Consider the following 6,059-nt stretch of genomic DNA (forward strand, 5'->3'; position numbering starts at 1 on the left):
CCGGACGCTAGTGCCGAGGGCTGACGAACGTGCCGCTCCGGGAGCACTCGGCCCTCAGAGGACGTCGAACTCGTTGAACGCCGCCCCGCCGGACAGTCGCGCGTAGCCGGGCCCGCGGTCGAAGAACGGCTCGGTCTCCGGGCGGGCCGCCCGCATCTCGTCCCGCAGCGCCTCGGTGGCGGCCACGTCAGCGGTGCCGTCGTCCCGCAGCACCACGCCGTAGTCCGCCCGGGCGCCGACCGGCGAGACCTTGCGCCAGGCGACGTCGCGAAGAACCTCCTCGATCGGCCGGTCGAGCGGGTCGCCCCACCCGCCGCCGCCCGTCGTCCGGATGCGCACGACCGTGCCGGCGGCCAGCGGCTCGGCGTCGGCGAGCGCGTCGACGTCGTGCTCGTCCGGCCCACCCGGGTCCACGGTGATCCGGAACGGCCGCCCGGCGCGACCGCCGGCGACCCCCCAGCAGGACAGGATCGAGCGGTCGGCGATCGACATGAAGTGCGCGTCGCGCAGCACCCGGATGTGCTTCTCGTAGCCGCAGCCGCCGCGGTAGCGGCCCGGCCCGCCGGAGTCGAGGGCCAGCCCGAGCCGCTCGACCCGCAGCGGGAACCGTGACTCGGTGAACTCGGTCGGCAGGTTCCGCGAGTCGGGGACGACGTGGATGGTGTCCTCGCCGTCGGCGTACCACCGCCCGCCCGACCCGCCGCCGAGCACCTCGCGCATCAGGTAGGGCTCACCAGCCTCATCGAAGCCGTGGACGCCGGTGTAACGGATCGTCTCCTGGTCGGCGGGCATCCGGCCGCCGGTGGCCTTGGCCAGCACCCCGGCCAGGACACCGAGCAATCGCAGGATGACGAAGGTGCGCGCGTTGGTCGGCGCCGGGAAGGCGGGGGTGAGCAGCGTGCCCTTCTCCGGGAAGCGCATCTCGATCAGCGGGACGACGCCCTCGTTGACGTCGAGCTCGGCCATCCGCTCGGGCGTCTCGGCGAGGTTGCGCAGGATCGGCGCCAGCCACTTCTTCAGGAAGTTGCCGTCGGCGTAGTCGCCGCAGTGGTTGATCGGGCCCTTGGCCTGCGGCCCGGTGCCGGTGAAGTCGATGACCAGCGGGACGTCGGCCGTGGAGTCCATCGTCAGCGTGATCCGCTGCCGGTGCAGCTTCGGCGGCTCGACGCCGTCGTGCTCGGCGTAGTCCTCCCAGACGTAGGTGCCGTCGGGGATCTGCGAGAGCACCTCGCGGCGGTAGACCTCGGTGGAGTTGGCCAGGATCGCGTCGAAGCAGGCCTCGACGGCGGCCACCCCGTACCGCTCGAACAGCTCGCCGAGTCGCCGGGCGCCGGCCAGGCAGGCCGAGCACTCGGCGTCGAGGTCGGCGGCCAGCGAGTCGGGCATCCGCGAGTTGCGGGTCATGATCGCCAGGGCCGCCTCGTTGCGGACGCCGCGGTCCCACAGCTTGATCGGCGGGACCATGAGCCCCTCCTCGTACACGCTCGTCGCCGCCGACGGCATCGAGCCGGGCACCGCGCCGCCGATGTCGTCGTGGTGGCCGAACGCCTGCACGAAGGCGACCACCGCCGCGGCGCCGTCCACCTCGGCGAACACCGGCACGGTGACGCACAGGTCGGGCAGGTGCCCGATGCCGCCCTCGGAGAGGTAGACGTCGTTGTGGAAGTAGACGTCACCGACGTTCATCGTCTCGATCGGGTGGTCGCGCACCACCGGGTGCACCAGCGCGGAGTACGAGCGGCCGGTGAGCTTGCGCAGCTTCCGGTCGTGGATCCCGGCGCGGAAGTCGTGCGCGTCGCGGATCATCGGCGACCGCGACGTCCGCCCGATCGAGGTCTCCACCTCGCGCTCGATGGCGGCCAGCGTGCCCGCGACGATCTCCACGAGCACCGGGTCGGCCGCGACCTCGCCGTCAGAGCGGCGATTTCCGCGGAAATGGCCACGGGGCGCGGCGGTCATCGGGCGTCCCTCTCGATCAGCAGGTTGCCGTGCACGTCGACGGTCGCGCGGAAGCCGGGGTGCACCGGCACGGTGGCGCCGAACTCCTCGATCACCGCGGGGCCGTGGACGACGTCACCGGGGGCCAGCCGCGGCCGGTCGAGAGTGGGCGTCTCCACCCAGTCGTCGAAGAAGACCGGCCGGGAGCCCGTGACGGCCCGGTCCGTCACCGGCCCGTCGGCCGGCGCCAGCTCCACCAGGTCCGGACGGCGGATCGGCCCGATGCCGCTCACGCGGAGGTTGACCCACTCGACGGCCTGGCGCGGGTCCTCGGCGAAGTCGTAGCCGTAGAGCATGCGGTGTGCGGCATGGAAGTCCTGGCAGGCCTGGTCGACAGTCGCGCCGTCCAGGTCGCCGTCCGCCACGGGCACGCGCACCTCGAACGCCTGACCCACGTAGCGCAGGTCGGCGCTGCGCTGGACCCGCTGCCGGGCGCGGGGGAAGCCCTCGCCGTCCAGTGCCTCCCGCGCCCGGGCCTCCAGCTCGCCGAAGACCGTGCGCACCCGGTCGAGATCGAGGTCGGCGTGCCGGCTGATCGTCGTCTGCACGTGGTCGTTGCGGACGTCGACGGTGAGCAGGCCGAAGGCGCTGAGGTTGCCCGGGTCCGGCGGGACGAGGGTGCGGGGCAGGCCGAGGACGTCCATCAGCCGGCACGCCAGCAGCGAGCCGGAGCCGCCGAACGTGGTGAGCGTGAAGTCGCGGACGTCGAGGCCGCGGGCCACGGTGACCTGGCGCAGCGCGTTGGCCTGGTTCCACGCGGAGATCTCGAGGATGCCGGTGGCGGTGCGCTCCAGGTCCAGGCCGAGCTTCTCCCCGAGCTGCTCGAGGCCGGCGCGCGCGGCGTCGACCGACAGCGGGATCTCCCCGCCGAGCAGGTGCGGCGGGATCCGGCCGAGCACCACGTGCGCGTCGGTGACGGTCGCCTCCGACCCGCCCGACGGGTAGCAGATCGGCCCGGGGTCGGCGCCGGCCGAGCGCGGCCCGACCTTGAGCGTGCCCTCCGGCGACAGCCAGGCGATCGAGCCGCCGCCGGCGCCGACGGTGACGACGTCGATCATCGGGATCTTCGACGGGTAGGCGCCGACCGAGCCCTCGGTGGTGAGCGCCGGTTCGCCGTTCACCACCACCGTGACGTCGGTGGAGGTGCCGCCGCCGTCGCAGGTGAGCACCCGGTCGAAGCCGGCCGCGCCGGCGACCAAGGCCGCGCCGAGGGCGCCGGCGGCCGGCCCGGAGAGCATCGTGGTGATCGGCTGGTGCACGACCTCCTCGGCCGAGAGCACGCCGCCGTTGCTCTTCATCACGTAGAACGGCACGCCCGGCGCGATGTCGTCGAGCCGCTCGCGGATGTTCCGCACGTAGGCATCCACCCGCGGCTTGACCGCGGCGTCGACCAGCGTCGTCACCGACCGCTCGTACTCGCGGTACTCGCGCAGCACCTCGGAGCTGATGCTCACCACCGCGTCCGGGTGCTCCTCGCGCAGGACCTCCAGGACGCGGCGCTCGTGGGCGTCGTTCGCGTAGGAGTGCAGCAGGCAGACGCCGACCGTGCGGACGCCGGCGTCGCGGAGGAACCGGGCGGCGGCGCGGGCGTCATCCTCGTCGAGCGGGCGGACCTCGTCACCGCGGTGGTCGAGCCGGCCGCGCACGGTGCGGACCAGGTCGGCGGGGACGATCCGCGGCGGCTTGACCCAGAAGTAGCTGTTGCCGTAGCCGTCGGGCACCGACTGGCGCGCGATCTCCAGCACCGACTCGTAGCCCTCGGTCGTGATGAACCCGATCCGGTCCAGCTTGCCCTCAAGCAGCTGGTTGGTCGCGACCGTCGTCCCGTGGCTGACCGCGGTGACCGCACCGCCGTCGAGCCCGAGCAGGTCCAGCACCTTGCGGACGCCGGTGAGGAAGTCCTCCGCCGGGTCGGCCGGGGTGGACGGCGTCTTGGTGGTCGTCGTCCGGCCGGTCGCCTCGTCCACCGCGACGACGTCGGTGAAGGTCCCGCCGGTGTCGATGCCGATGCGGACGCGGCGCGGCTCCATGCGCAGATACCTTAGGGCTGAGGTACCTGTCGGGGAAGCTCTGACGTCGGTGCTTCCCCGGCACAGGGACGGACGGTGCAGGCCTCGCCCGGCTCTGCCGATGAACGACGTGGCAGTCGGCACGAGCGTGGGGAACGCAGCGGATGAGCGTTGCTGTGCAGGTTCTCTTGCTGATGGTGACGGCGTGCGTGCTGGCCTGGATCTGGCTGGTCGTGTCGGCCCTCGCGCTGGCGGTCTCGCACAGTCGGGACCTGCCCACCAAGGCCGGTGGCGACCGCCGCCATCTGACGTTGGGAGTCATTGCCTCCGAAACGTCGCTCGCTCGTGGTCGCGCACGGCGCGCATCCGGAGGACGTGCAGCTGTGGACGTTGGTGCAGTTCGTCATCACGCCGAAGCCGACGCCGAGGCTGCCGATCGTGGCGAGGAACAGCACGACGGCCAGAGCGACGCCCAGCGGCGTCCACACCGTCCACGGCCGGACACCGGAGGGGGCCGGGGCGCGGTCATGCGGGCACCCTGCCCGCCGCCGAGACAGGCACGCGGGCTGGACGTCGTGTCGCTGCGCTACTGCTCCCCGGGCTCGCCCTCGACGGAGCCCGCCGAGCGGCCGGCGTCCTCGACGGCGGCGCCGGCGGGGTTGGGGCGTTCGACGTCGTCGGTGCCAGGGCGGTCGCCGCCGCCCGTGCCGGACTCGACGTCGCTGTCGTCGTCGAAGCCGCGCAGCGCGTCGTCGGGTGCCAGGAAGGCGTCGTCGGGACCGGTCATGGTCTCTCCCTCAGTCGATGTGGACGTCTTTGAGCACTACCCCGCGGAAGGCGGCCAGCCGCTCGGCGGCCGCGGTGACCGCCTCGCGCGGCACCGGCGTCCACAGTTGGACGGCCACGGTCATCGACGAACCGGCCTTGCGCGGCCGCCAGGTGCCCGCGACCTCCCCGTCGGCCAGCACCGCGCCGGGCCGGCCGAGCACCGGCCACAGCGCCTTGGCGCGGGCCGGGTCGTCGACCAGCAACGGCCGGTCGCGGGCCTGCAGGAACGGGTCGAACGGGCCGAGGAGGAACACGCCGGTGGTGGTCGGGACGTCGCCGAGCCGGTCGGCGTCCTCGGCCAGCAGCCAGCGCCGCTCGCCGTCCACCGTGACCTCGACGGCGTCGTCGGGCCACCGGGCCTGCACGTCCTTGACCGGCGCGTCGAGGTAGCCGGCCACCAGCTTCGGCGTCGCCGGGCCGAGCAGCCGCAGGTAGCCGCGGACGACGTCCAGGTGCGGGGGCACGCTCTCGGCGGGCGTCAGGCCGGGGACCGGGCGCAGCACCGGCGGCGAGGTCCCCGGCTCCAACTCCAGCCCGGCGCGCAGCGCGGCCAGGCGGAAGGGCATCTCGTGCACGTGCGTGGCGTCGCACGGGCGGCAGAACCGCAGGTAGGGCTCCGGCATGAGCTCGGTCAGCCGGCCGGACATCTCGCCCTTGACCATCGGGGCGGTCACCACCGACCGCATGACCTCGGCCACGGCGTCCAGCGCCTCGAGGTTGCCGATCCCCGCGGCCTGGAGCGGCTTGGAGGCGTCGTAGATCCGTTTGCCCGCGTCGGCGTCCGAAAACGGCGCGGTGGCCGCGGCCACCCCAGGCAGGTCGGCTCGCCGATAGAGGTGAGGGGCGCCGCGGAGGGTCCACACGGTCGTCAGCTCGTCGCCGTGCAGCGCGGCGGGGTCCACGCCGCGCAGCGCGAGCGCCCACAGCCCGCCGTCCGGCCCGGTGTCCTGCACCCCGAGGTCGAGGACGACGGTGTCGGCGGGCACGCCGGACGGGCGCCCGAGCTGCTGGGCGTGCACCCGCAGGTCCAGGACCTGCCGGCGGGTCAGCGTCTCGGCCACGTCAGCGCCGCGGGCGGCCGATGCCGACGACGTACAGGACCAGCAGGACGGCGCCGGGGACGCTCAGCCAGATCCACCACGGGTAGACGCCTCCCTCGCTGCTCAGCGTCACCAGCCCCCAGACCACGAGGTTCACCGTGGTGACTGTCTCGTACACACATCT

Annotated in this window: 4 protein-coding genes; all 4 read right to left on the reverse strand. The window is 73.5% G+C overall.

Translation table 11 applies throughout. The features are described 5' to 3' along the window. Positions 1-54 precede the first annotated feature (54 nt). On the reverse strand, positions 55-1,959 hold the full coding sequence (locus tag CNO22_RS12910) for a hydantoinase B/oxoprolinase family protein (protein WP_100499755.1): 1,905 nt from the start codon (positions 1,957-1,959) through the stop codon (positions 55-57). Then, entirely contained in the window at positions 1,956-4,028 is a 2,073-nt protein-coding gene (locus tag CNO22_RS12915; protein WP_100499756.1) for a hydantoinase/oxoprolinase family protein, read from the reverse strand. The genes CNO22_RS12910 and CNO22_RS12915 overlap by 4 nt, the downstream gene beginning before the upstream one ends. A 565-nt stretch (positions 4,029-4,593) precedes the next feature. After that, positions 4,594-4,794, reverse strand: coding sequence for a hypothetical protein (locus tag CNO22_RS12920; RefSeq protein WP_100499757.1), 201 nt, complete (start codon positions 4,792-4,794; stop codon positions 4,594-4,596). 10 nt (positions 4,795-4,804) lie between these two features. Further along, positions 4,805-5,896, reverse strand: a complete 1,092-nt coding sequence (locus CNO22_RS12925; RefSeq protein ID WP_100499758.1) for a winged helix DNA-binding domain-containing protein — start codon at positions 5,894-5,896, stop codon at positions 4,805-4,807. Positions 5,897-6,059: the final 163 nt, after the last annotated feature.

Source organism: Geodermatophilus chilensis (assembly GCF_002802985.1).
Lineage (GTDB): Bacteria > Actinomycetota > Actinomycetes > Mycobacteriales > Geodermatophilaceae > Geodermatophilus > Geodermatophilus chilensis.